Genomic DNA, 23,855 nt, shown 5'->3' with positions numbered 1-23,855 from the left:
GTCAGTTCAGCTTGGCGGCGGCTCGATGGGAGCAGGCGGGCGTTCGTCCGGAGGCCCGACGCCGAATGGCCCGGGTTCACGAAGCATCCGGGCCATTCGATTTCGATCGCCTCGTTAGGCGGTCGACGCGGCCGACGTGTTGGCGAGCACCGGCACCCGCATCGAGGCCGGGCCAGCGGGCGCACTCGCGACGTCGGAAACCGGCGTGCCGGAGGCATCCGTTCCCGTCTCGCCGCGGTCGATCGTGGTGGCCAGCGGCTTCTCCTGCACGAACGCGAGGAGCACCGCGGCGACCAGCACGAGTGGCACCAGGTAGAGGAAGATCGGCGCGAGCGACTCGTTGTAGGCGCCGACGATGATGTTGCGGATGCCCTGAGGCAGCGCATTGACAACCGCCGGGGTCAGCGAGTCGGTACCCGATCCTCCCGCCGCTCCCGCCGGGAGGTTCTCGGCGAGGCTCGCCGTGAGGCGGGACACGAAGAGGCTTCCCACGATGGCCGACCCGAGGGACGAACCGATCTGGCGGAAGAAGTTGTTCGACGCGGTCGCGGTGCCGACCTGTGCGACCGGGAACGAGTTCTGCACCACCAGGATCAGGATCTGCATGCTCATGCCGAGCCCGAGTCCCATGATCGCGAGGTAAACACAGATGATCCACACGGCCGTGGTGGCCAGCAGGGTCGAGAGGAGCGTCAACCCCACGGCGACCAGCACGGTGCCGATGATCGGGATCGCCTTGTACCGTCCGGTCTTCGACACGATCTGGCCGGAGACGATGGAGGACAGGAGCAACGCGCCCATCATCGGGATCATCAGGAAGCCGGCCTGCGTCGCGCCGACGCCGGTCACCATCTGCAGGTAGGTTGGCATGTAGGCGAGGGCTCCGAACATCGCGACACCGGTGATGAGCCCGGCGGCGGTGGTCAGGTTGAAGTTGCGGTTCTTGAACAGGTGCAACGGGATCACCGGCTCAGTGGCCCGACGCTCGATCAGCACGAAGGCCACGGCCGCGACGACGGTGCCGGCGATGAGGCCGATGATGATGGGCGAGTTCCAGTCGTAGGTGTTGCCTCCCCAGGTGGTGAACAACACAAGGCAGGTGGCCGCGAGGGCGAGTACCGACATCCCGGCGTAGTCGATCTTCGGGTTGCGGGTCGTGCCCTTCGGCAGCTTGAGGAAGAACACGGCGGAGGCGATGGCGACCGCACCGAGGGGGATGTTCATCCAGAACGCCCAGCGCCAGCCGGGCCCGTCGGTGAAGAATCCGCCCAGCAGCGGGCCGGCGACCGAGGAGACGGCGAAGACCGCGCCCATGATCCCGGAGTACTTGCCGCGCTCGCGGGCCGGCACGACATCCGCGATGATCGCCTGGGCGAGGATCATGAGTCCACCACCACCGAGGCCCTGGATGGCGCGACCGACGATGAGGGCCGTCATCGAGTCGGCGAGGCCGCCGACGACGGATCCGGCGAGGAAGAGCGCGATGGCGATGATGAAGAGCGACTTGCGCCCGATCAGGTCTCCGAGCTTTCCGTAGACCGGCATCACGATCGTGGAGGCCAGGATGTAGGCCGTGGTCACCCAGAGCATGTGGCTCACGCCGTCGAGCTGGCCGACGATCGTCGGCAGCGCGGTGGAGAAGATGGTCTGGTCGAGGGATGCCAGCAGCATCGCGACCATGAGGCCGGCGAAGACCAGCAGTACGTTGCGTTTGGCGGTCGGGGTGACCGTGGTGGTTGTCATGAAACTCTCTCCAGTACTGTGCGGAGCAGGTCGACTGCCCGGGTGTAGTTCTCGTGTGGGTCGCTCGAGGTGTCGCGCGGCCATTTCTTCATTGCGACGCGCATCGCCGCGAGGCAGACGCTGAGCAGGATCTGCGCAGCCTCCAGTCGTTCCTCCGGTGTGTAGCTCGCGAATTTCGGTTCGGTGCTGAGCCAGTCGCCGACGACAAGGCCGAGACGGTCTTCCATCGCACTCACCCGCATGATCTGGCGGGTGAGCAGCTGCGGGTACTTCTCGAGCACGCGCCGGCGCAGGTCTCCCGATTCGTCGACGATGGTCGAGTCCACGATCACCGAGTACACGAGCGATGCCACGTCGTGCAGCACATCGTCGGTGCGGTTGTCCGACAGGTGGGCGATCGCCTCTTCGCTGACCTCGCCGGAATCGATGCCGAGCACGGCATCCTCTTTCGACGCGAAGTAGTTGAAGAAGGTGCGGGAGGACACGTTTGCCCGGTCGCTGATGGCGTCGACTGTCGCGTGCTCGAGCCCGACTTCGAGGGCGAGCTCTGCCGCCGCCGCGTAGATCGTGCGGAAGGTCGCGGCGCGCTTGCGCTCGCGGATCCCGACGTCAGCTATTTCGTTCATGAATGCATTCTTGCACACTCTGCAAAACATCGCAAACTGCAAACTTGCGGGGGTGCACTGCTTTCACGAGTTCAAAAACGCAGGAGATCTGCCACCGAATGGGAGCCCCATTGCCGCGAGTAGCGGTGCTTTGTGGCGAATCTCCTGCGTTTCAGTTGTTACGTCACGACGAGCAGCTCCCCTACCTCGCACTCCAGCGCGCTGCAGATGGCGGCGAGCGTGGAAAAGCGGATGGCGCGGGCCCGATCGTTCTTCAGCACGGACAGGTTCACGATGCTCAACCCGACCAGCTCACTGAGTCTCGTCAGCGTCATCCCTCGAGCCTCCAGCAACTCGTCGAGCCGGCAGTGCACTCCGGTCTCCTCCTCCATCAGATGAGTCCCTCGGTGTCGCGCTGCAGCGCTAGTTTCTGCCGTCGCAGCCGCTCTGCATCCGCCTGAAGGGTCTCGCCGTAACGAAAAGCGATCCCGATGGCCACGATCGCAAGCGCTGCGCCGATCGGCCAGAATTCGATCGACAGACCCTGGGCCGGAAGTGGCCAGCCGATTTCGTTCAGGGTGTCGTGCGCAAGATCCCTGTTGTCGATACTCCACCCGGTGACCCTGAGCACCTGCGCAGAGACGAGGAGACCCCCGACGCCACTGCAGACCTGCCAGAGGATGCCACCGACGCCGATCGTGGTGGCGGTGCCGAAGGCCGTCTTAGAGAGGACCCGCCCAAATGGATCACCACGGAGCAATCGTGCGGCCAGCACCGCGACGGCGACCCCGATTGCGACGGCCATCGTGCCCTGGAACAGTTGGGCGGCGGCAAGCCAGATCCGTGCGTCCAGCCCGATTCCGGTGAGGCTGACGTTGGCCATTTCGAAGCCCCCACCAGTAACACGTGCCAAGGGTGCGGGGTCGAGTCGCACCGACGGCTTCAGATCGGGCCAGAACGACTGCACGGGCATTGCCACAGCAACTGTTTGTGCGAACAGGTCGACTCCGGCAGACAGGAGCGTGAAAAGGGTGCCGAGCACAGCCTCGAGTGCCGCGACCCAATAGATCACACGAAGGAGCAAGGGCTTGCGTGGGACGAGCGTGTCGCGAGCCATCAGACGAGCCCCTCGGTGTCGCGCTGCAGGCGCTCGCCGTATTCGAAGGCGAGCCCGACCAGCAGCAGGCACACGCCGATGCCCAGGGGCGTTCCATCCACGGTGCCGATGATCGGCCAGAACCCGTCCACCGTGCTGCTGCCGTTGAGCTGGTCGGCGGTCATCCAGGCCGCGAGAAGCCCGAGTCCTCCGGAGAGCAGCCCACCGATCAGCAGGATCGCACCCGAGATCGCCACGATGAGACTGAGCGATCGCCGGAACGCACGTCCGCGAAGCAGCCGCCAAGCGAGCAGGGCGACGGATGCCGCGATCGCGGCCTGGGTGAGCACACCGGCGATGCGCGCGATCGTCGCGAGCGCGACGGTGCCAGAGTTGAGACCGGAGACCACAACCGATGCTGAGTCATAGCCGCCGCTCACGATGGAGGCGGATCCGCGATCTGCCGCTGCGGGGAGGCCGTGGTCGAGCGCAAGGGTAAGCGGTGTCGTTCCGGAGGTCAGCGAAGCAATGACACCGCCCAGTCCGAAGGCGAGCGCGAGAAGTCCCGCGGCCACGGCGAGGGCAAGGAATCCCCACACGGTGGCGCGGCTCACGGCCACGAGCGGCCCCTTCCCTGCGAGTTGGTCGACCTGCGACATGATGCTCTCCTAACGACAATCGATAACAACGATAATCGTTAAACTAGCTGCGTCGGGTGGAGCTGTCAACCGCGACATTAGTTGCTTATCTCGGGGGAGGGTGCCTACAACGGGGGCGAGTAATTGTCACCATGGTTCACTAGCGTGAAGGCGGAGGCTTGATGAAACGCACTGTGCTGGGAGCCATCCTCGGTGTCCTGATCCTGATCGCCGTGTCCGGCTGTTCTTTCGTTCGGGATTCGAGCACAGTGGTGGGCACCATGGTCGACGATGCCGCGTCGGAGGCGATAGTCCAGAGTCTCGAAGTGGCGCTCGACACACTGCCAGGCGTCGAGAAAGCAACCGCCGACTTTGATGCATTCGGGATGTCGGGTCGGGAAGCATCGGTCGAAATAAGGGTGGCGCATGCCTCGGCCGGACAACTCGTCGCGATCGCCGACGCCGTGCGACTCGCCTTCCGCGACCCCAAACTCAAAGTAACTCAGCCGGTCGCCACTGTCTCCCTTGCCGGCGGTTCGCGGCTCGTCCAAACTGCCTTCGCGATGTCACGCGCAGACCTCGCCGCCGACGTGACCTACTGGGTGGGCTTGATCGACATCCTAAAGACTCCGCTCGAGATGGAGTTGACCGGCGAAAAGGGCGGATACGTGAGGGGAATCGGTTCACCGAACACCGCCGGTCCGTCAGCGCAGGAGTTTCGCGACCTGTGGCCAAGAGTCTTGGCTCTTGCCGATACGAGCTCGGCCGCAAGTAAGGCTCTCGACCTGCCCGGACTTCAGATTGGCGGAGTGCTGCCCCAGATTGAGGTGCTCGACCTCTTAGCCGACGTCGACCCCGCACTCGGCCCAGCCATCGGTTTCGTTTCGCGACCGGGAATCGCGCCAACCACAAACCTCTGGCTCTGGATCGGGTCGGCGCCCGGCAGCATCACGGCATCGACCGACTGGCCACAGATCGTCGGCGCAGCGCGATCGGCGATCGCCTCCGGGCTTCCGCACTTGCAGTTCAGCTACCTCGCGAATCCAGACTCGACGGTGTCCCAGGGTGCCGTCTTCTTCGGCCCCTGCCCATTTGGCTCTACAGTTCAGGACGGCGATACCGCCTTTGCCGCCGCTCTGCGAGCCGCCGGTGTCACCCTCCCCGATGGTTCAGGAGCCGGCCGGTGCGATCTTCGATAGATGCCGTCACGCCTAGGGCGAACAGAGGCAGTAAACGCAGGGTCTGCTGGTTACTCTCTCTATAACGGCGCCGCACCTGCATCGGTGCCAGAGGAGTAAACCATGTTCGAACGTTTCACAGACCGAGCCCGCCGGGTCGTCGTTTTGGCGCAAGAAGAAGCCAAGATGCTGAACCACAACTACATCGGCACCGAGCACATCCTGCTCGGTCTCATCCACGAGGGTGAGGGCGTCGCTGCCAAGGCGCTCGAGTCGCTCAACATCTCCCTGGACGCCGTGCGCGAGCAGGTCCAGGACATCATCGGCCAGGGTCAGCAGCAGCCGACCGGCCACATCCCCTTCACGCCGCGTGCGAAGAAGGTTCTCGAGCTGAGCCTGCGCGAAGCGCTGCAGCTCGGTCACAACTACATCGGCACCGAGCACATCCTGCTCGGTCTCATCCGTGAGGGCGAGGGTGTCGCAGCCCAGGTGCTCGTGAAGCTCGGCGCCGACCTCAACCGGGTTCGCCAGCAGGTCATCCAGCTGCTCAGCGGCTACCAGGGCAAGGAGCAGGTCGCTGTCGGCGGCGAGACCCAGGCCGCGGCCCAGGGCGGAAGCCAGATCCTCGACCAGTTCGGGCGCAACCTCACGCAGGCGGCGCGCGACGGCAAGCTCGACCCGGTCATCGGGCGCGAGAAGGAGATGGAGCGGGTCATGCAGATCCTGTCCCGTCGCTCCAAGAACAACCCCGTGCTGATCGGTGAGCCCGGCGTCGGCAAGACCGCCGTCGTCGAGGGCCTCGCCCAGGCGATCGTCCGGGGCGACGTGCCCGAGACCCTCAAGGACAAGCAGCTCTACACACTCGACCTCGGCTCGCTCATCGCCGGAAGCCGCTACCGCGGTGACTTCGAGGAGCGCCTGAAGAAGGTCACCAAGGAGATCCGCACCCGCGGCGACATCATCACCTTCATCGACGAGATCCACACCCTCGTCGGGGCCGGTGCCGCAGAGGGCGCCATCGACGCCGCATCCATCCTCAAGCCGCTCCTCGCGCGCGGTGAGCTCCAGACCATCGGTGCCACCACCCTCGACGAGTACCGCAAGCACTTCGAGAAGGATGCCGCGCTCGAGCGTCGCTTCCAGCCCGTGCAGGTGCACGAGCCCTCTCTTGCGCACACCATCAACATCCTCAAGGGGCTTCGCGACAAGTACGAGTCGTTCCACAAGGTGTCGATCACGGATGGCGCGATCGTCGCCGCCGCGAACCTGGCCGACCGCTATGTGGCCGACCGTTTCCTCCCCGACAAGGCGATCGACCTGATCGATGAGGCGGGCGCACGCCTACGTCTCTCGATCCTCTCGGCCCCGCCGGAGCTTCGCGAGTTCGACGACAAGATCGCCGTGGTTCGCGGCTTCAAGGAAGGCGCCATCGAAGACCAGGACTTCGAGAAGGCCGCGTCTCTCCGTGACGAGGAGAAGAAGCTCCTCGGGGAGAGACTGCGTCTCGAGAAGCAGTGGAAGAGCGGAGAGGCCGGCTCGACCGGCACCGTGGATGAAGGCGTGATCGCCGAAGTCCTCGCCGCGGCCACCGGCATCCCGGTCTTCAAGCTCACCGAGGAGGAGACCAGTCGTCTTGTCTTCATGGAGAAGGCCCTTCACCAGCGCGTCATCGGCCAGGAGGAGGCCATCTCGGCCCTGTCCAAGACCATCCGACGCACCCGTGCCGGACTCAAGGACCCGAAGCGTCCGAGCGGTTCGTTCATCTTCGCCGGTCCGACCGGTGTCGGTAAGACGGAGCTCGCGAAGGCACTTGCCGAGTTCCTCTTCGATGATGAGAACGCCCTGATCTCCCTCGACATGTCGGAGTACGGCGAGAAGCACACGGTCTCGCGACTGTTCGGTGCCCCTCCCGGGTTCGTCGGCTTCGAAGAGGGTGGCCAGCTCACCGAGAAGGTGCGCCGCAAGCCGTTCTCCGTGGTGTTGTTCGATGAGATCGAGAAGGCCCACCCCGACATCTTCAACTCGCTCCTCCAGATACTGGAAGAGGGACGCCTGACGGATGGCCAGGGTCGCGTCGTCGACTTCAAGAACACGGTGATCATCATGACCACCAACCTCGGAACGAAGGACATCTCGGGCACCCCGCTCGGGTTCACCTCCTCCACTGACACCGCAACCGGCTACGACCGGATGCGCGGCAAGGTGGTCGAGGAACTGAAGAAGAACTTCAAGCCGGAGTTCCTCAACCGCGTCGACGAGACGATCGTCTTCCCGCAGCTCAGCAAGGACGAGCTGCTGCAGATCGTGGACCTGTTCATCAAGCGTCTTTCCGACCGCCTGCTGGACCGCGACATGACCGTGGAGATCACCGTGCCCGCCAAGGAGCACCTGATCAAGGTCGGGTTCGATCCCTCGCTCGGTGCGCGACCGTTGCGCCGCGCCATCCAGCACGAGGTCGAGGACCAGCTCTCCGAGCGCATCCTCACCGGCGACCTGAACGCGGGCGACCACGTGCACGTCGACTACATCAACGACGAGTTCGTCTTCACGACCGGCCGCCAGCCGGGTCGCGAGTCGCTCGAAGCGGAGATCGCGGCGCTGGAAGCCTAAGCACTGGCACAAAGGAAGGGCGGCATCGAAAGATGTCGCCCTTCTTGCGTTGTGTCGCCCGTGCTCAGCCGCAGTACTCGTAGGGGGGTGAGTCCGGCCAGACCCCCATGTCGTTGACAGCCTGGCTCGCGAGGTTCACGGTGAAGCTGATCGAGGGTCGAGCGGTGGTCCGCTGTATGAAGCGCGGGAAGTTCTCGTTGTCGTCGGGGGCGGGGCGCTCGATTGACGGGTATGCAGACGTCAGCTCGGCTACGGTCGAGCCGTAGCCGATTCCCTCGAGAGTGTGAGGGCCGCCGAGTGGGCGTCGTCCGCTGTCGGTCGCGGCGTTCGGGGTCTGAAACGGATTTCCTGCTGAGACACCGAGGATGGCCCCGCTGTCGTCAAGGAAAACGGCGATCCGAATGCCAGCGAGATCGAAGAAGCCTGCGAGCGGATTCGGGCATTCTTCGTTTGGTGCGCGTCCGGCTGGCAATTGTGCAGTCACGTTCTTCCAATTCGAACCGAGCTGGAAGGGGCCGATGCCGGTATCCGAGACGATCCACGTTGAAGGGTCTGCCGGGTTCATCGGCGTCTGAGTGGGCCTCGGCGATGCAGGCGCGTGGCTGGAGGCACGGGGGGTGCTGGCGGGAACCGGGCTCGAAGTCTCTGGCCCGGTGCACGCCGAAAGTAGAATGCTCACTGCCAATACAGCGACTGCGGTCCTCAGTGTGCGTTGCACTTCATCCTCGATGGCAGCGGGTGCGGAAGTATTGTCAGCTTTAGTATCAATCGCGACGAGCGGGACGAACGGAGTTGCAGCGTTCCGTTCGAGAATCGTTATCGAGGGATTCTGGACCCCGCATCGCTCAACCGCCGACCTGAAGGCACTCGCTGTGTGGCCCAAGGCCAGTTCGGCGTTTAAGCTCTACGGATGACCTTTTCCGTGCGAGCAGCCCGCACCAGTGACGTACCGTTCATCCAGGCGCTCGTCGAGCCGCTCGTGCAGCGCCGCATTCTGCTCGGCAAGGACTCCGTCGTCTTCTACGAGGCGATCCAGGAGTTCCGCATCGCGGAAGACGAGACCGGCAACGTCATCGGCTGTGGCGCCCTGCACGTGATCTGGCAGGACCTCGCCGAAGTGCGCACGCTCGCCGTCATCGACGAGTGGCTGCACCGCGGTGTCGGCCATGCCCTCATGGAGCAGCTGGAGGCGGATGCGCGCGACCTGGGGCTCAGCCGCCTGTTCTGTCTCACGTTCGAGGTGCCGTTCTTCACCCGGCACGGATTCGAACCGATGACGGAGGAGCCGATCGATCCAGCCGTCTACCTCGAGCTCGTTCGCTCGCCCGACGAGGGCGTCGCCGAGTTCCTCGACCTCGCCCGGGTGAAACCCAACACCCTCGGCAACACCAGGATGATCAAGAGAATCTAGGGTCTACCCCCGAATGAGGGTAGTCACTTAGTCTTTACCGAGCGTTCGCTTTGACGCCCTCCTACGGCCACCCGAGGACCGTTGGCTGGGATTCGCGTGCGCTGATCACGCAGCTGTGTTCACTCGGGGAGGGCAATGATGACCGCATACTCAAGATTCGTGCGACGGATCGGAATCGGATTCCTGGCGGTGACCGCCCTCGTGGCGGCTCCGCTTGCGGCGCTGCCGAGCCAGGCGAGCACCGCCGGCACCGGCGTGGTGATCAACGAGGTCTACCTCAGTGGGGGCAGCGCTGGAGCGGCATACTCCAACAAGTTCATCGAGCTCTATAACCCCGGTGCCTCCAGCGTGAGCCTCGCCGGATGGTCCCTGCAGTATCGCCCCGCGACCAGCACGGGTGCGGCATCCGGTGTTGTCGCCCTGTCCGGGTCGATCGCGCCCTCCGCGTACTTCCTCGTGCAGGGCGGCAGCAACGGCGGGAACGGCTCGCCGCTGCCGACTCCGGATGTGGTCGGTACCCTCAATCCGAGCGGCTCGGCCGGCACGATCATCCTCTCCAACACGGCCTCGGCTCTCACGCTGCCGGCGGGCTCGATCACCGGCAACCCCGCAGTGGTCGACCTGCTCGGATACGGCACCTCCAACACCTTCGAGTCGGCGGATGCTGCAGCACCGGCCGGCAATTCGGACGTGAAGTCGCTCGTGCGCACGGCGTTCGCCGACTCCGACAGCAACGCCGCCGACTTCTCTCTCTCGGCCACGATCACGCCGAAGGCAGGCGGGCCGAGCGACCCGGGCGGTCCCACCAATCCGCCCGTCGCCCTCTCGATCGCCGAGATCCAGGGCACGACGGACGTCAGCCCTCAGGTGGGAAAGACGGTCGAGACCACCGGTGTGGTGACCGCCGCCTACCCCACCGGCGGGTTCAACGGCTTCTACCTTCAGACCGCTGGCACGGGTGGGGTCATCGACCTCGACACCCACACCGCATCCGACGGCATCTTCGTCTACTCCCCGAGCACGGTCGCCAGCGTCGAGATCGGTGACCACGTGAAGGTCACCGGGGCGGTGAGCGAGTTCAGCCACCTCACCGAGCTCTCCGTGGCATCCGCCGCCGGGCTCACCGAACTCGACAAGTCCGGGATCGTCGCACCGGTGCCGGCCACCGTCGGCTTTCCGGCCACGGATGCCCAGCGCGAGTCGCTCGAGGGAATGCTGGTGGCACCGCAGGGCGCCTACACCGTGACGGACAACTACTCGACGAACCAGTACGGCGAGGTCGAGCTGGCTCACGACACGAGCGCCCTGCTGCAGCCCACCGCCGTTGCTCCGGTGGGCACGGCCGGCTACCTCGCCGTGATGGCTAAGAATGCGGCCATCCGCGTGACTCTCGATGACGGGGCGAGCACGAACTTCCTCTCCGCGGCGAACACCGGCAAGCCGCTCCCGTGGCTGAGCTTCGCCGCCCCCCTGCGGATCGGCGCACCAGTCACCTTCACGCGGCCGGTGATCCTCGACTTCCGCAACAGCCTGTGGAAGCTGCAGCCGACGACCGAACTGACTCCCGCCGACGCCGCCGTTGTGCAACCGGCAACCTTTGCAAACACGCGCACGACCGCGCCGAAGAAGGTCGGCGGCACCCTGAAGGTGGCCACGTTCAACGTGCTCAACTACTTCCCCACCACGGGGGAGAAGCGCGTCGGATGCACCTATTACACCGACCGCGAGGGCGTGCCCACGACGGTCAACAACAGTGACGCTCCGGGCTGCGGCGTGCGCGGAGCAGCGAATGAGGCCAGCTTCCAACGCCAGCAGGCCAAGATCGTCACGGCGATCGGAGCGCTCGGCGCGGATGTCGTCTCTCTCGAAGAGATCGAGAATTCCGCCAAGCTCGGGCAGGACCGGGATGCCGCGGTCGCGACTCTCGTCGCGGCCCTGAACTCGAAGGGCAAGATCTGGGACTACGTTCGCTCGCCCGCGACGGTGCCAGCGGCGGCCGATGAGGACGTCATCCGCACCGCGTTCATCTACCGCACGGCCACGGCGAAGCCGGTCGGGGCATCCACCATCCTGATCGGGTCGCCGGCGTTCACCAATGCGCGTGAGCCGCTGGCCCAGGCCTTCCAGCCCACGCGGGGCAAGAAGGGATCCACCTTCCTGGTCATCGCCAACCACTTCAAGTCGAAGAGCCCCAGCGCAACCACCGGTGACAATGTTGATGCCGGTCAGGGTGCCTACAACGGCGACCGCACCCGGCAGGCGCAGGCGCTCATCGCCTTCGCCGATCGACAGAAGGCGGCGGCGAAGACCGACAAGGTACTGCTCGTGGGCGACTTCAACTCCTACGATCAGGAGGATCCAATTCTCACCCTCGCAGCCGCGGGCTATGTCGACCAGGTGCCGAAGACGGGCAAGCAGACGTATGCCTTCGACGGCATGGTCGGCTCGCTCGACCACGTCTTCGCGTCGACGGCGGCCGACCGCAGCGTGTCCGGGGCGGATGTCTGGAATATCAACTCCGTCGAGTCGGTGGGTCTGGAGTACAGCCGCTTCAACGCCAACGTGACGAACCTCTACGAGGTGAGTCCCTACCGGTCGAGTGACCATGATCCGGTGATCCTCGGCCTCGATCTGCCGACCAAGGGTGGAGGTCACGATGGTGGAGACGATGGCCACCACGGCGGGGACGACGGGCAGGGCGGGGGAGGCCACGGCGGCTGCGGGCATCACTTCTTCTAGAGTGCTGCGAGCCGGTCACACGCCCCCGCAAATGCCGGGCAAACGAGCGTGCGCTGGCTACCCTTAGCCCATGTCGACGTTTCGAACTCCTGTCGGCCCGCAGCCACCGAAGGTGTACTGGCGTCGCCGCCTGATCCTCGGTCTCGGCGCGCTCGCAGTGATCGTGATCATCATCCTGATCATCGTGCGTCCGGGATCGGGCAGCCCGAGCCCGGCGGGCACGACGAAACCGGGCGCGTCGCCGTCCGTGACACCCAGCGCGGCAGCATCCGCGCCGGCCGCCGGGGCCCCGTGCGTGCCCGCCAAGGTGAAGCTCGTCGCAGTGACCGACAAGACGACCTACGCCGCGACGGAGCAGCCGCAGATCAGCATGTCGATCACCAACACGGGCGCCGCCGACTGCACGATCAACCTCGGCTCGACCCAGCAGGAGCTCATCGTCACGAGCGGGTCCGAGACGATCTGGGATTCGAAGGACTGCCAGACGGCTCCGGTCGACACCCCCGTCACGTTGAAGCCAGGGGTCGCGGTGACGACACCGGCCATCGCCTGGGACCGCACACGCTCCTCGAAGACCACCTGTGCCGCCAGCCGCCCACCGGTGACCGGGGGCGGTGCGAGCTACCACCTCGGCGTCAAGGTCGGGGCGCTCAGCTCCAAGTCCACCGTGCAGTTCCTGCTCAACTGAGGGGCTGGCTGTCTTCTAAGCTGACGGGATGACTTCCCGCCCGGCAGCCCCGGGATCCATCGGGGCTGCACTCTGTTTCGGGGGCGTTCTGCTCGACGGCGGACTCGGCACCCTGCTCGAGGCTCGCGGGCACGACCTCTCGTCGTCACTGTGGTCCGCACGGCTCCTGATGGAGCGCCCGCAGGCGATTCTCGACGCCCACCGGGAGTACTTCCGAGCGGGAGCGGATGTCGCCATCTCGGCCTCGTACCAGGTGAGCTACGACTCCCTCGCCGCAATCGGTCAGGGCGCCGGCGCGGTGGACGACCTGCTGCGCCTCAGCGTTTCACTGGCTGCCGAGGCGCGCGACGAAATCCGTCCGGGAGGCTGGGTCGCGGCATCCGTCGGTCCCTTCGGCGCTGCCCGTGCGGACGGGTCGGAGTACCGCGGCGACTATGGGCTCACCGTCGCGGAGTTGCGTGACTGGCATCGCCGTCGGCTGGAGGTGCTGATCGACTCCGGGGCCGACGTGCTCGCGGTCGAGACCATCCCGTCGCTCGCCGAGGTCGAGGCGATCGTGAGCGAGATCGACGGCACCGGGATGCCCGCGTGGATCTCCGTCACATCGGCGGATGGTCTGCTCCGCTCGGGGGAGTCCCTCGAGCGGGCCTTCGAGATCGCTTCCGACATCGATGAGGTGATCGCCGTCGGCGTCAATTGCACCCACCCGCGGGACATCGCCGCAGCGCTCGCGGCCGCCCGGAAGGCGACATCGGCCCCGGTGATCGTGTATCCGAACTCGGGCGAGACCTGGGATGCGGTCGGGCGCCGCTGGACGGGGGAGGCCGGGCTCTCCGAGGAGATGGTGCGGGAGTGGATCGCACTCGGCGCCGCCGCGGTCGGCGGCTGCTGCCGCATCGGCCCGGCGCAGATAGCCTCGCTCGCGGCGGCGGCGTCGGCGGCGAGCTAGCGTCAGAACGCGGGAACGTCCGCCTGCTGCGTGGGTGCGGCCGCGAAGGCCTTTCGCATGGCCTCACGCAAGAGCCCGTGTTCCGCATCGATCACGGTCGTGTAGCCCAGCCGACGGGCCTCGGCCACGCGTTGCTTGGCCTGTGACACGGCGCGGATCTCGCCGGCGAGGCTGATCTCCCCGATGGCGGCGAGGGATGCCGGCAGTGCGATGCCGCTGTGAGCGCTGGCGATGGCCAGCGCGATAGCGAGATCCGCTCCCGGCTCGGTGAGCTTGATGCCGCCGACCGTCGACACGTAGACGTCGCACTCGCTGAGTTTGAGGGCGGCCCGACGCTCGAGCACCGCGAGAAGCATGGCGACCCGCGAGGAGTCCACTCCGTTCGTCACCCGACGAGGGTTGGGAGCACTGGACTTGACGATCAGCGCCTGAACTTCCACGGGCAGGGCGCGGCGGCCCTCCACCGCGATCGTCACACAGGTGCCGCTGACGGCGACTTTTCCGCGGGAGAGGAAGAGCCCGCTCGGGTCGGCCACCTCGGCGATGCCGTCCCCGGTCATCTCGAAGCAGCCCACCTCGTCCGTCGGTCCGAAGCGGTTCTTGTGGGCGCGGATGAAGCGTAGCGAGGTCTGCCGGTCGCCCTCGAACTGGCACACCACATCCACCAGGTGCTCGAGCAGTCGGGGGCCGGCGATCGAGCCGTCTTTCGTGACGTGACCGACGAGCAGCACAGGCAGGTTGCGGTCCTTCGACACGCGGATGAGGGTGGCTGCCACCTCGCGCACCTGCGAGGGGCCTCCGGCGAGTCCGTCGACGAGCGACGACGAGACCGTCTGCACGGAGTCGACGATGAGCAGGTCGGGCTTCACCTGGTCGATCTGGCCGAGCACAGTGGCGAGATCGACTTCCGCGGCGAGGAAGAGCAGCGGCTGAAGCGCGCCGGTGCGCTGGGCGCGGAGCCGCACCTGGCTCACGGATTCCTCGGCGGTCACGTAGAGCACGCGCATGCCGGTCGCGGCGGCCTTGGAGGCGACTTCGAGAAGCAGGGTGGACTTGCCGACCCCCGGCTCCCCGCTCAGCAGGATGGTGGCACCCGGCACGATTCCGCCACCGAGCACCCGGTCGAATTCGGCGATGCCGCTCGGCCAGTGGGCCACCTCGTCAGCGCTGATCGCGACAATGGATTTCGCGGTGCGATCCTCACTGAGAGTGACGGCTCGCAGTCGACCGCCGAGCGGGGGAGGCGAGTCCGCCGCATCCACGATCGTGCCCCAGGCTTGGCATTCGGCGCAGCGGCCGGCCCATTTCGGGGTGGTCCAACCGCACTCGGTGCAACGGAAAGTGGACTGGACTCGTGCCATGGTCGACAGCCTAAGCGAGGCCGCCGTCACCACGGTCCGCACCATCGTGGGCGGTGGACAGGTCGACCTCGTCGATGAGGGGGAGGAATGCGGAGGCCCACACCCGGTAGCCGCGATCGTTCGGGTGGAAGAAGTCGGCCGCCACCCGGTTGAGCGCGTAGAGCGCCGCACCCTGTCCCCGGGTGCGGGCGTACAGCGGCGCAACGGGGAATCCGTGTTCCTCGGCGAGACGGTGCACTATGGCATTCGCCACCCGCACATTGCGTTCCGCTGATCCCAGGTAGAAGGCGGGCAGCTCGGCGACGATCGAGCCGGCGGGCAGGGATGCGAATACCTCCGTGAGCTCGCGGGTGAAGCGATCCCGATCGAAGGCCGGCATGTCGTTGGCACCGATCGCGACCGTCACGATGTCGGGCGATAGCCGTCGCAGGGGGGCGAGTTGCACAGCGATCGCCTCGCGCAGGCGGGCGCCGGAGATGCTCAGATTCACGACGCGCACCGAGCGCCCGGTGCGCTCTCGCAGATGCCGGGCGATCAGTCCGACATAGCTGCGCCCGGGTTGGCTCGCGCCGACCCCCTGCGCGGCCGAATCGCCGATGGCTACGTAGAGCAGCTCGCCGTCCTTCGCCCGCTGCTCTTTCCACCACCGCGCGTTGAGGTGCAGGGTGCGGGCGAGTCGATCGGCGCCGGCGCGCTGCCGGCTCACCACGAGAGACCGCACGAGGAGGGCCACCACTGCCAGGGCGGCAACCGCCACACCGCTCACGATCCAGGGCAACGCGGTCACGGTTCTACTTTAGGGGAGGTGATCCGTGACCGATCCAGCGCGTGTACTAGGATCATTTGCGGAACCGTGTCCGAGCGGCCGAAGGTGCAACTCTCGAAAAGTTGTGTGGGTGAGAGCCCACCGTGGGTTCAAATCCCACCGGTTCCGCCAGACGAATGCCCCGTAGATCCCTGTGATTGCGGGGTTTTTTCGTTGCGGGAGGGGTATTCCCGGCTCGTTTGCACACCACTGAGGAGCATCGACCCGAATGCCGGGGATTCCGTCCTCTTTTTGCGCCCAGCTTGACGTCCTCGGGTCACAAAGAGCGGGAAGTTCGTCCTCGCGAGAGCGACAGTGGGAGGACGCCAATGTGAGCCTCGAGGAATTGCGCGAACCCCGCTTTCACTGAGACCGGCGGACTATCAGGCGCGGGCCGGCGCCCCGAGTTGGGCTGACAGCTCCGCAGCGACGCGAGCGGTGAGCGCACCGGCCTCATCGAGGTGCGCGCCGAGACGTGTCTTTGGCGCACTGACATTGATCGCGGCGATGATGTTGCCGCGAAAGTCGAAGACCGGTGCCGAGACTCCGACGACGCCCTGTTCGAATTCCTCATCGACGGTGGCGTAGCCGCGTCGTCGGATGCGCGCGACCTCCGCCAACAGGCTCTCGAAGTCGGTGACGAGCGATTTCACATCGGCAGGTGCCGAAACGGTCCCTGCCGAGTTCTGGAGAGGCGGCGTCACGGGACTGGTCACCGGCTCATCGTGGCCGTGCTGTGCGTACCAGCGACGGAGGTCCTCTTCGGCCCAGTCGCTCACGAGAACACGCCCGGAGGAGGTCTGCCACGCCGCGGTACTCACGCCCTCCCAACCGAGGCCGCGGAAAGCGAATTCGCTCAGTTCGCTCGCCAGGGTGAGGACGCTGCCGCCGCGGAGCACGCAGAGGTGGGTGGTCTCATGGGTGGCCGTGACCACGCGGCGGAGGAATGGGGCCGATGCCCGCACTAGCCGCGACTCGAGCGTGCGGGCCGCGAGGGCATACAGCTGGTAGCCGAGTCGATAGATCTGGGTTACCGGGTCTCGTGAAACGAGCCCGGAGTCCGCGAGTGTCGCGAGCGTCCGCGAGACGGCACCCTTGTCTCGACCGGCGAGCTCCGCTACTCGAACAACGCCGAGACCGCCAGCCGATTCTGCCTCCGGTGAGCCAAGCAACTCCAGGAGTTCGAGGTCCCGACGCAGGCCCGCGGAATTGCGGCGCGGGGCGACCGGGGGAGCGTCATCGATAGGTTTCACAGTCTCACGTTATCCCTTTAGTTGCCATTTGCGCAACGGTAGTTGCTCAAATAGAAACCACCGTTTACTGTTGCTCCATCAGCCGCGGCTCGCCCCCGAGCAGCGGCAACTCAATGAAGAGTGAGGTGGATGCATTCGTGACCGAGTTTGATTTCAGTCGTCTCTTGCATTTCTGGGATACCCGAGCATCCGACATTCTCGGCCTCGTGGTGGAACACATCGCGGTCGTAGCTGTCGCGCTGCTGATCGCAATGATCATCGGCGTCGGAATCGGCATGTTGGTGTGGGACCGCCCCATCCCGCGGTCTGTCGTGATCGCGGCCGCCGGTGTCGCGCTCACCATCCCGTCTCTGGCCATGCTCGCGCTCCTGATCCCCGCCTTCGGCCTCGGCTGGACCCCGACGATCATCGCGCTGGTGATGTATTCTCTGCTGCCCATCGTGCGCAACACCGTCGTCGGCCTCCGCGAAGTGCCGCCCGCCGTCATGGAATCGGCGAAGGGAATGGGGATGAACCAGTTCTCAGTGCTACTCAAGGTGCAGTTACCGATCGCCTGGCCGATCATCCTCACCGGGGTGCGGGTCGCGGCCCAGCTGACCATCGGCATCGCCGCTATCGCAGCGTATGTTGCAGGCCCCGGGCTCGGCACTTACATCTTCCAGGGGCTCTCGTCCCTCGGCTCTGTCAATGCCCTCAATTTCGCGCTCACCGGAACCCTCGGTGTGGTGCTTCTCGCGCTCATCGTCGACGCGCTGTTCGTTGCCATCACCCGCTACTCCACGTCAAGGGGACTCCGTGCCTAAAACACCAAATACCGCCATCCTGCAGATCGCCCGCAACACCAGCGGTGCCCGAATCGTGCTCGATCACGTGACCAAGAGCTACGCCAACCAACCGGTGTCGGCGGTGGAGAACTTCTCCATGACTGCCGAGCCCGGTGAGCTGATCATGTTCGTCGGCCCGAGTGGCTGCGGCAAGACGACGACCATGAAGATGATCAACCGCATCATCGAACCGACGAGCGGGTCCATCTCGATCGACGGGCGAGACGTGCTCTCCCTCGACCCGCACGAACTGCGCCGGCACATCGGCTATGTGATCCAGCAGATCGGGCTCTTCCCGCACATGACCATCGCCGAGAACATCGCGGTAGTGCCGAAGTTGCTCGGCTGGAGCAAGGAGAAGATCGGCAGCCGTATCGATGAACTTCTCGCCACGGTCGAACTCAACCCGAAGGACTTCGCCCACCGGTATCCCAAACAGCTCTCCGGTGGGCAGCAGCAGCGGGTCGGGGTGGCGCGTGCGCTCGCCGCAGACCCGCCGGTGATGTTGATGGACGAGCCTTTCGGGGCCACGGACCCGATCACTCGCGAGAAGCTGCAGGCCGAGTTCCTCCGCCTGCAGGAGAACCTCGGCAAGACGATCATCTTCGTGACCCACGACTTCGATGAGGCCGTGCGGCTCGGCGACCGGATCGCCGTTCTGAGCGAGCGCAGCCAGATCGAGCAGTTCGATACTCCGGCGAACATCCTCGCGGCACCGGCCAACGACTATGTGGCCTCCTTCATCGGGCACGGGGCGGCGATCAAGCGACTCACTCTCATCCCGGTGACCGAGGCGCGGCTGGGCCCGGCAAGCGAATCCTCCGGTGGCCCCATCTCAGTGCGGGCCACTGACACCCTCCGGGATGCGCTCGATTCGCTCGTACTCACCGGTCTCCCCGCTCTCACCGTGCTCGACTACGACGATGTCGCGATCGGTTCGATCAGCATGGAGCGGATCTCGGCGGTGCTCGGCGCCGAAGTTCCAGCGGCGCCAAGCAGCGTCCCTCTCGTGCCGGGTAACCGATCATGACCGACACCACCGAGCGTGCCACCACCAGCTATGAGGTCGGGGCCGGACGGGAGCGATTCTTCACCCCGCGCCGCTTCATCACGCCCCTTGTCGTTGCTGCAGTGCTCGTCGCGCTCGTGCTCTGGCTCTCGAGCATGCAACTCGACTCCATCGAGAAACGCACCCTCAACATTGACTACATTCTCAACCGCACTCGCGAGCACCTCGGCCTCACGATCGTGGCCTCCGCTCTCGTCGCCGTACTCGCGATCCCCACGGGCATCGCGCTCAGCCGCACGAAGTCCCGGGTGGTGCGCGGAATTGTGCTGGGTATCGCGAACGTCGGGCAGGCGACGCCGGCGATCGGCGTGATCATCCTGCTCGCGATCGTGTGGCAGACCGGCTACGCCACAGCGCTCGTCGCCCTGGTGATCTACTCGTTCCTCCCCGTGCTTCGCAACACCCTCATCGGCCTCCAACAGGTGGACGAGAGCGTGCGCGAATCTGCCCGCGGCATGGGTATGACGCCCAACCAAGTACTCCGCGACGTGGAACTCCCCCTCGCGGTGCCGGTGATCCTGGCCGGGCTTCGCACATCACTCGTCTTCTGCGTCGGAGTCGCCACCGTCGCGACTTTCATCAACGCGGGCGGGCTCGGCGACATGATCGTCAACGGCCTCAAGCTGCAGCGCTACCCGGTGCTGATAACCGGGGCAGTGCTCGTGGCCTGCATCGCTCTGCTCATCGACTGGATCGCAGGCCTCGCCGAAGATCGACTGCGGCCCCGTGGCACCTGACCTCATCAGACCCGTCAATTCGACACAGCACCCCCACACAGAAATCACAAGGAGAAGTAAATGAACAAACGCACCACAGGCCTACTGGCGGTCGCCGCGGTTGGCATTCTCGCCCTCAGCGCCTGCTCCTCGGGATCCGGCTCGACGACGACGTCGGGCAAGGGCACGGAGCTCAAAGGTCTCACGGGCACCATCGGGGCCAAGGACTTCTCGGAGCAGTACATCCTCGCCTACCTCACGAGCGACCTACTCAACGCACACGGTGCCAAGACCGAGGCCAATATCAAGGTCGTCGGCTCGGCCAACGTCCGCGCGGCGCTCGAGAGCGACAACTTCATGGGGTACTGGGAATACACCGGCACCTCGTGGATCACCTACAACAAGAACACGACGCCGGTGAAGGGCGAGGCCGCCCAGTTCGACGCGACCAAAGCGGCGGATGCCAAGAACGGCATCGCCTGGCTCGATCCGGCCCCGCTCAACAACACCTATGCGTTCGCCATCCGCTCCGACAAGGCGAAGAAGCTGGGCGTGACCTCGCTCAGCGATATCGCGAAACTGCCGGAGAAGGACCAGACATTCTGCATCGAGAGCGAATTCTCCACCCGTGACGACGGTTGGCCCGGACTCAAGAAGGCGTATGGCATCACGGTGCCGGACTCCAACGTGTCCCTCCTCGACACCGGCGTCATCTACACGGCCACCCAGAAGGGCACGGACTGCAACTTCGGCGAGGTGTTCCAGACCGACGGCCGCATCAAGGCGCTCGACCTCACCGTCATGAAGGACGACAAGCAGTTCTTCCCGGTCTACCAGGGTGCCTTCACGGTGAAGCAGACCACCCTCGACAAGTACCCGGGAATCGCCAAGGTGATCGCCCTGATGGCCGGCAAGCTCACCACAACCGAGATGCAGACCCTCAATGCGCAGGCCGATGTCGACGGAGATGACCCGAAGACCATCGCCCACGACTGGCTCGTGAAGCAGGGGCTGATCTAGATGAGCCAGGCCCTTCAGATCGGCGAGAGCTTTGTCGGCGACGGCATCAATGCCGCTCACGTCAACACGGTTTTCGGCCACCGCGAGGGGCCGGCCGGGGTGGCCTGGGCTTCGGCCCTCGCCACCCCCAGCCAGGGGCATGTGCCCTTCGTCACCGTGCTTCGGCCCTCACTGCCGGTGAAGCCGCTCACCCTGTTCGTCACCAAGGCCGCCCCGGCCGGAGACGAACACGGACTCCTCATCTGGGGTCCGGCCCAGGCCGGCATCGCAGCCGGAGTCGCGGATGCCCTCGCCGATGGTGTGATCTCTCGCGACCAGGCCGATTCCCACGTGATCATCGCCGCCGTCTGGGTCAACCCTTCGGCGGATAACGCGGAGATCGTGTTCGCCAATAACCGGCTCTCGGTGCGTACCGCGCTCGAGAACGGAGCGCTCTCGCTCCCGGACACGGACGAAGTCATCGCGGCACGGAACTCACCGTTCAACCCGTTCTTCACACCGCGGGTCCACCCCGCCCCTTCGACCGATCCAGGAAGTTCCGTATGAAGATCACAGCCATCCGCCTCACGCGGATGAACCTGCCGCTCGACCCGCCGTTCAACGCGGCGTGGGACCCGACTCCGCGCCGGGATTTCCCCGCCACCCTCGTCACAGTCGAGACCGACGCGGGCATAGTAGGTGTCGGCTCCGGCGACACGATGGATGGGTTCGAGGCCTACGAGCACCTGTTCCTCGGCACTGATCCGCTGCAGATCCTCAACCAGGTGCGGCGTATCGAGACGATCAACTTCCACGGGGGACGGTACTGGCCGCTGGAAGCGGCGCTCTGGGACATCATCGGCCAGGTCGCAGGCCTGCCGGTGAGCGTATTGTTCGGTGGCGCACGAGACCGCCTGCCCGCCTACGCATCGTGCGGTGAACTCAAGGCGCCGGAAGCTCGCGCCCAGTCAGCGATCGCGGCCAAGGCCCGCGGATTCCGCGCCATGAAGATCCGCATCTCCCGAGACGACGTTGCCGGCGGAATAGCGGCGGTGCGGGCGGCCCGCGAGGCGGTCGGTGCAGACTTCGACCTGATGGTGGACCTCAACCAGATGTGGCGGATGAGTGGCGACATCGAACCTGCGCTGCCTCTGGCGCGCGTCCAGAAGATCGCCGAAGAACTGCGCGAACTCGGAGTGCTCTGGCTCGAGGAGCCCCTTCCGCAGGCCGACGTCGTCGGAGCTCGTCGGGTGCGCGCCCAGACGGGTATCCAGATCTCCGGCGGCGAAATGGTGCGTAGCATGTCCGAGCTTGCCGCGCTGATCGAAGCCGACGCCTACGACATCTACCAGCCCGATGTGGTGCTCGCTGTCGGCATGTTCCGCGCTCGGCAGGTGGCCGAGTCCGCCAACCTGCGCCACCGGCTCTTCACCCCCCACACCTGGAGCAACGGGCTCGGACTGCTCGCCAACCTTCACGTCGCCGCCGGGGTGGATGCCGGGCCGTACCTGGAGTTTCCGTATGACCCGCCCGGATGGACCCCGGAACGTCGCGACTTCTTCATGCAGCCGATCGACATCGACGATGCCGGATGTGTTGTGGTGCCTGCCGCCCCTGGTCTCGGCGTGGACATCGACTGGGATGCCGTGAAGAGGTACACGATATGACGAACTGGGCAGACCGCGCGGCGGCGCTCACCCCTGAAACTCGCCTGTTCATCGACGGCGAGTTCCGCCCGGCCCTCGACGGGGCCACCTTCGACACGATCGCTCCCCGGGACGGCAGCCTGATCGCGGCCGTGAGTGCGGGGGGAACCGCGGATGTCGACCTCGCGGTCCGCGCCGCAAGTCGCGCCTTCGAGGCCGGAATCTGGTCTCGAGCTGATCGCCGTGAACGGGCGCGGGTGATGCTGCGTCTCAGCGAGCTCATGCTCGAGGACCTCGACGAACTCGCGCTCCTCGAATCACTGGACTCCGGGCATCCGATCGGCGATGCCCGACGCGTGGATGTGCCCAACGCGGCCCGCACGATGCGCTGGTACGCGGAGGCCATCGACAAGATGTACGACGAGATCGCTCCCGCACCGCAGAACGCCCTCGCGCTGGTCACCCGAGAGCCACTGGGGGTCATCGGGGCGGTGGTGCCGTGGAACTACCCACTCATCATCACCGCCTGGAAGATCGCTCCAGCTCTCGCGGCCGGCAATTCCGTCGTGCTGAAGCCGGCAGAGCTCACCAGCCTCTCCGCACTGCGACTCGCCGAGTTGGCGGCGCGGGCCGGGCTTCCCGCCGGCGTGTTTAACGTGGTGCCCGGGCTCGGGTCGGTTGCCGGGGAGGCGCTGGGGCGCCATCCGCTCGTCGACAAGATCACCTTCACCGGTTCACCGGCCGTCGGTCGGAAGTTCCTTTCCTATGCCGGCGAGTCCAACGGCAAACAGGTTGCCCTCGAGCTCGGCGGAAAATCGCCGCAGGTGGTGCTGGCGGATGTGGAAGACCTCGCTGCGTGTGCCTCGGCAGTCGCGTGGGGAATCTTCTACAACGCCGGCCAGACCTGCCACGGCGGGAGCCGTCTTATCGTCGACGAGCGCGTGCATGACGAGCTCGTGAGCGAGGTGATCGCCGCAGGCGACTCGATGGTGCTCGGTGACCCGCTGGACGACGCGACGCAGATCGGCTCGATTGCCAGCGCGATCCAGCTCGATCGAGTGCTGGGTTACACCGCCGTCGCCCGCGATGAAGGGATCTCCGTTCACGGTGGGGACAGGGTGCGTCCTGAGGGACTCGCCGAGGGCTTCTATGTAGAACCGACGGTATTCACCGGTGTCGACAACTCGGGGCGTATCGGCCAGGAGGAGATCTTCGGACCGGCACTCGCCGTGTCGAAAGTGCGCGGTCCGGCCGATGCGGTGCGTGTCGCGAACGACAGCGCTTATGGGCTGGCCGCCAGCGTGTGGACCCGCGAAGTCACCACGGCTCACCGCGTCGCGCAGCAGCTACGTGCCGGCACGGTGTGGGTCAACACCTACGACGTCGCGGACGTCATTACGCCGTTCGGCGGGTTCAAGAGTTCGGGCAGTGGCCGAGATCGGTCGCTTCACGCCTTCGACTCCTACACGGCCCTCAAGACCACCTGGATCAACCTGGGCAATTCGCCCCTGACTAACGATTGAGA

General features: G+C 65.7%; 22 protein-coding genes and 1 tRNA gene. 14 read left to right on the top strand and 9 right to left on the bottom strand.

Annotated features, from left to right (window positions below):
• Nucleotides 1-114 precede the first annotated feature (114 nt).
• The 5 genes from VLI63_RS06200 to VLI63_RS06180 all read right to left on the bottom strand — a co-directional run bounded on the left by VLI63_RS06200 (nucleotide 115) and on the right by VLI63_RS06180 (nucleotide 4,103).
• Nucleotides 115-1,743 (bottom strand): MDR family MFS transporter, encoded by a 1,629-nt coding sequence (locus VLI63_RS06200; RefSeq protein ID WP_409156000.1) that lies wholly within the window; start codon nucleotides 1,741-1,743, stop codon nucleotides 115-117.
• Nucleotides 1,740-2,369, bottom strand: coding sequence for a helix-turn-helix domain-containing protein (locus VLI63_RS06195; protein WP_409155999.1), 630 nt, complete (start codon nucleotides 2,367-2,369; stop codon nucleotides 1,740-1,742). Before VLI63_RS06195 ends, VLI63_RS06200 begins: the two co-directional genes overlap by 4 nt.
• A 158-nt stretch (nucleotides 2,370-2,527) precedes the next feature.
• Nucleotides 2,528-2,740: a helix-turn-helix domain-containing protein gene (locus tag VLI63_RS06190; protein ID WP_409155998.1), complete on the bottom strand. Its 213-nt coding sequence runs from the start codon at nucleotides 2,738-2,740 to the stop codon at nucleotides 2,528-2,530.
• A complete protein-coding gene (locus VLI63_RS06185; protein ID WP_409155997.1) occupies nucleotides 2,740-3,465 on the bottom strand; it encodes a hypothetical protein in 726 nt (241 codons plus the stop codon). Before VLI63_RS06185 ends, VLI63_RS06190 begins: the two co-directional genes overlap by 1 nt.
• A complete protein-coding gene (locus VLI63_RS06180; RefSeq protein ID WP_409155996.1) occupies nucleotides 3,465-4,103 on the bottom strand; it encodes a hypothetical protein in 639 nt (212 codons plus the stop codon). Before VLI63_RS06180 ends, VLI63_RS06185 begins: the two co-directional genes overlap by 1 nt.
• A 161-nt stretch (nucleotides 4,104-4,264) precedes the next feature.
• On the opposite strand from VLI63_RS06180, the gene VLI63_RS06175 reads away from it, so the two are divergent.
• Together VLI63_RS06175 and VLI63_RS06170 are read left to right on the top strand one after the other, a co-directional pair.
• Nucleotides 4,265-5,281 carry a hypothetical protein gene (locus tag VLI63_RS06175; RefSeq protein WP_409155995.1) on the top strand — a complete coding sequence of 339 codons (1,017 nt, stop codon included), beginning with the start codon at nucleotides 4,265-4,267 and terminating at the stop codon, nucleotides 5,279-5,281.
• Between the two features lie 102 nt (nucleotides 5,282-5,383).
• A complete protein-coding gene (locus tag VLI63_RS06170; protein ID WP_409155994.1) occupies nucleotides 5,384-7,870 on the top strand; it encodes an ATP-dependent Clp protease ATP-binding subunit in 2,487 nt (828 codons plus the stop codon).
• Between the two features lie 64 nt (nucleotides 7,871-7,934).
• Here VLI63_RS06170 and VLI63_RS06165 read toward each other — a convergent pair whose 3' ends face one another.
• Nucleotides 7,935-8,435 carry a hypothetical protein gene (locus tag VLI63_RS06165; protein WP_409155993.1) on the bottom strand — a complete coding sequence of 167 codons (501 nt, stop codon included), beginning with the start codon at nucleotides 8,433-8,435 and terminating at the stop codon, nucleotides 7,935-7,937.
• Between the two features lie 345 nt (nucleotides 8,436-8,780).
• On the opposite strand from VLI63_RS06165, the gene VLI63_RS06160 reads away from it, so the two are divergent.
• The 4 genes from VLI63_RS06160 (at nucleotide 8,781) to mmuM (ending at nucleotide 13,657) form a co-directional block, all read left to right on the top strand.
• A complete protein-coding gene (locus tag VLI63_RS06160; RefSeq protein ID WP_409155992.1) occupies nucleotides 8,781-9,281 on the top strand; it encodes an amino-acid N-acetyltransferase in 501 nt (166 codons plus the stop codon).
• A 138-nt stretch (nucleotides 9,282-9,419) separates the two neighbouring features.
• Nucleotides 9,420-12,020, top strand: a complete 2,601-nt coding sequence (locus VLI63_RS06155) for an ExeM/NucH family extracellular endonuclease (RefSeq protein ID WP_409155991.1) — start codon at nucleotides 9,420-9,422, stop codon at nucleotides 12,018-12,020.
• Nucleotides 12,021-12,090: 70 nt separating this feature from the next.
• Entirely contained in the window at nucleotides 12,091-12,708 is a 618-nt protein-coding gene (locus VLI63_RS06150; RefSeq protein ID WP_409155990.1) for a hypothetical protein, read from the top strand.
• 28 nt (nucleotides 12,709-12,736) lie between these two features.
• A complete protein-coding gene (mmuM, locus tag VLI63_RS06145; protein ID WP_409155989.1) occupies nucleotides 12,737-13,657 on the top strand; it encodes a homocysteine S-methyltransferase in 921 nt (306 codons plus the stop codon).
• 2 nt (nucleotides 13,658-13,659) lie between these two features.
• Here mmuM and radA read toward each other — a convergent pair whose 3' ends face one another.
• Entirely contained in the window at nucleotides 13,660-15,018 is a 1,359-nt protein-coding gene (gene radA, locus VLI63_RS06140; RefSeq protein ID WP_409155988.1) for a DNA repair protein RadA, read from the bottom strand.
• A gap of 10 nt (nucleotides 15,019-15,028) precedes the next feature.
• Nucleotides 15,029-15,805, bottom strand: coding sequence for an SGNH/GDSL hydrolase family protein (locus VLI63_RS06135; RefSeq protein WP_409155987.1), 777 nt, complete (start codon nucleotides 15,803-15,805; stop codon nucleotides 15,029-15,031).
• Between the two features lie 60 nt (nucleotides 15,806-15,865).
• On the opposite strand from VLI63_RS06135, the gene VLI63_RS06130 reads away from it, so the two are divergent.
• Nucleotides 15,866-15,955, top strand: a tRNA-Ser gene (locus VLI63_RS06130).
• Nucleotides 15,956-16,206: 251 nt separating this feature from the next.
• Here VLI63_RS06130 and VLI63_RS06125 read toward each other — a convergent pair.
• Nucleotides 16,207-17,076 (bottom strand): IclR family transcriptional regulator, encoded by an 870-nt coding sequence (locus VLI63_RS06125; protein WP_409155986.1) that lies wholly within the window; start codon nucleotides 17,074-17,076, stop codon nucleotides 16,207-16,209.
• A gap of 113 nt (nucleotides 17,077-17,189) precedes the next feature.
• Between VLI63_RS06125 and VLI63_RS06120 the strand changes: the two genes are divergently transcribed.
• From VLI63_RS06120 to VLI63_RS06090, 7 genes are read left to right on the top strand one after another with little or no spacing between them, the layout of a single operon-like run.
• Nucleotides 17,190-17,879 carry an ABC transporter permease gene (locus tag VLI63_RS06120; RefSeq protein ID WP_409155985.1) on the top strand — a complete coding sequence of 230 codons (690 nt, stop codon included), beginning with the start codon at nucleotides 17,190-17,192 and terminating at the stop codon, nucleotides 17,877-17,879.
• A complete protein-coding gene (locus tag VLI63_RS06115) occupies nucleotides 17,872-18,930 on the top strand; it encodes an ABC transporter ATP-binding protein (protein WP_409155984.1) in 1,059 nt (352 codons plus the stop codon). The genes VLI63_RS06120 and VLI63_RS06115 overlap by 8 nt, the downstream gene beginning before the upstream one ends.
• Entirely contained in the window at nucleotides 18,927-19,706 is a 780-nt protein-coding gene (locus VLI63_RS06110) for an ABC transporter permease (RefSeq protein ID WP_409155983.1), read from the top strand. Before VLI63_RS06115 ends, VLI63_RS06110 begins: the two co-directional genes overlap by 4 nt.
• Nucleotides 19,707-19,766: 60 nt before the next feature.
• Nucleotides 19,767-20,705, top strand: coding sequence for a glycine betaine ABC transporter substrate-binding protein (locus VLI63_RS06105; RefSeq protein ID WP_409155982.1), 939 nt, complete (start codon nucleotides 19,767-19,769; stop codon nucleotides 20,703-20,705).
• Nucleotides 20,706-21,251 carry a formaldehyde-activating enzyme gene (gene fae, locus VLI63_RS06100; RefSeq protein ID WP_409155981.1) on the top strand — a complete coding sequence of 182 codons (546 nt, stop codon included), beginning with the start codon at nucleotides 20,706-20,708 and terminating at the stop codon, nucleotides 21,249-21,251.
• Nucleotides 21,248-22,351, top strand: coding sequence for a mandelate racemase/muconate lactonizing enzyme family protein (locus VLI63_RS06095; RefSeq protein ID WP_409155980.1), 1,104 nt, complete (start codon nucleotides 21,248-21,250; stop codon nucleotides 22,349-22,351). Before fae ends, VLI63_RS06095 begins: the two co-directional genes overlap by 4 nt.
• Nucleotides 22,348-23,853, top strand: coding sequence for an aldehyde dehydrogenase (locus VLI63_RS06090; RefSeq protein ID WP_409155979.1), 1,506 nt, complete (start codon nucleotides 22,348-22,350; stop codon nucleotides 23,851-23,853). The genes VLI63_RS06095 and VLI63_RS06090 overlap by 4 nt, the downstream gene beginning before the upstream one ends.
• Nucleotides 23,854-23,855 lie beyond the last annotated feature (2 nt).

Origin of the sequence: Lacisediminihabitans sp. H27-G8, assembly GCF_046156175.1 — a bacterium.
GTDB lineage: Bacteria > Actinomycetota > Actinomycetes > Actinomycetales > Microbacteriaceae > Lacisediminihabitans.
The sequence above is the reverse complement of the archived record's forward strand: the minus strand, read 5'-3'. Positions and strand labels throughout refer to the sequence as shown.